Here is a 1,493-nt window from a genome sequence, read left to right as displayed (position 1 = left end):
GTGAAACCTTGAACCAATACTTTGGTGTCTTTATTAATCAATACGCTCATTCTTTTCTCCTTAGGCGTTTACGGCTGCAACAATTTTTTCGGCTGCGTCATTCAGGCCGTCTGCAGAAGTCAGTTTCAGACCTGATTCGTTCAGGATTTTCGCGCCGAGTTCGGCGTTGTTACCTTCCAAACGAACAACGACAGGAACGTTGACGTTGATTTCTTTAACGGCTGCCACGATGGCTTCCGCAATCATGTCGCAACGTACGATACCGCCGAAGATGTTGATCAATACGCCTTTAACGGATTTGTCTTCCAAAATCAGTTTGAACGCTTCAACCACGCGGTCTTTGGTTGCGCCGCCGCCAACGTCCAAGAAGTTGGCAGGTTGGCCGCCTTTGAGTTTGATGATGTCCATAGTGGCCATCGCCAAACCGGCACCGTTAACCATACAGCCGATGTTGCCTTCCAGAGCAACATAGTTCAGGTCGAATTCAGAAGCTTTCAGCTCACGTTCGTTTTCTTGAGATTTGTCGCGCAAAGCGGCAATTTTTGGCAGGCGGTAGAGCGCGTTGCTGTCGATACCGATTTTGCCGTCCACACAGGCCAAGTCGCCGTTTTCACGGACTGCCAATGGGTTTACTTCAAACAGTGCGAAGTCGTTTTCGATAAACGCTTTGTACGCGCCGGTCATCAGTTTGACGAACTCGTTGATTTGTTTGTCTTTCAAGCCCAGTTGGAACGCAACTTCGCGAGCTTGGCAAGGTTGCAGGCCAACCAGCGGATCAACGGTTACTTTGAAGATTTTTTCTGGAGTTTCGGCAGCAACTTTTTCGATTTCCACGCCACCTTCGGTAGAAGCCATGAATGTAACGCGGCGGGTAGAACGGTCAACCACTGCACCCAAGTACAGCTCGGTTTGAACAGGATACATATCTTCGCAAACCAAAACGCTGTTGACAGGTTGGCCGTTGGCATCGGTTTGGTAAGTTACCAAGTTGGTGCCAATCAGGCTTTCAGCCACTTCTTTAGCTTCTTCGCGGCTTTTAACGACTTTTACGCCGCCCGCTTTACCGCGGCCGCCGGCGTGTACTTGTGCTTTGACAACAGCGAATTTGCCGCCCAATTTGTCGTAAGCTGCAGCGGCTTCTTCGCCGTTGTGTGCCAAAATACCGCCTTGTACGGGCAAACCGTAGCTAGCCAGCAGTTCTTTAGCCTGATACTCGTGTAAATTCATGGATTTCTCCTTAAGGTGAGTGGGTTTTAGGAATCGCCCTGCGGCCAATCCCATATTTTCAGACGGCCCTACTATTTACTGAAGGGCAACCACATCCGCGCCAGCAGATACATGGTTGCGCCGCCTCCACCGAGAATAAAAAAGACGATGCCTTTTTTACGCGAATTCGGGCAGAGCAGATAAACGGCAAGGCTGAAACTGATAAACAACAATGCCACGCGCCAAACCAATTCTTTATCTTTGAAACGGTTGAGCGTATAAGTTTC

Annotated in this window: 2 protein-coding genes; both read right to left on the bottom strand. The window is 49.4% G+C overall.

All coding sequences use genetic code 11. The features are described from left to right. Nucleotides 1-60: 60 nt before the first annotated feature. Nucleotides 61-1,227 (bottom strand): ADP-forming succinate--CoA ligase subunit beta, encoded by a 1,167-nt coding sequence (gene sucC, locus ACTHSP_RS20510; protein ID WP_049330956.1) that lies wholly within the window; start codon nt 1,225-1,227, stop codon nt 61-63. Between the two features lie 71 nt (nt 1,228-1,298). Further along, nucleotides 1,299-1,493, bottom strand: a 195-nt coding sequence (locus tag ACTHSP_RS20505; RefSeq protein ID WP_440346823.1) for a hypothetical protein, incomplete at its 5' end; no start/stop codon positions are given.

The sequence above is a fragment of the Neisseria sp. P0001.S005 genome, from assembly GCF_051963715.1.
This window is presented reverse-complemented; position numbering and strand designations above follow the sequence as displayed.

What these genes read in the sequence shown, in the direction of transcription:
- sucC (WP_049330956.1), bottom strand. Translation starts at nt 1,227, where the DNA reads ATGAATTTACACGAGTATCAGGCTAAAGAACTGCTGGCTAGCTACGGT.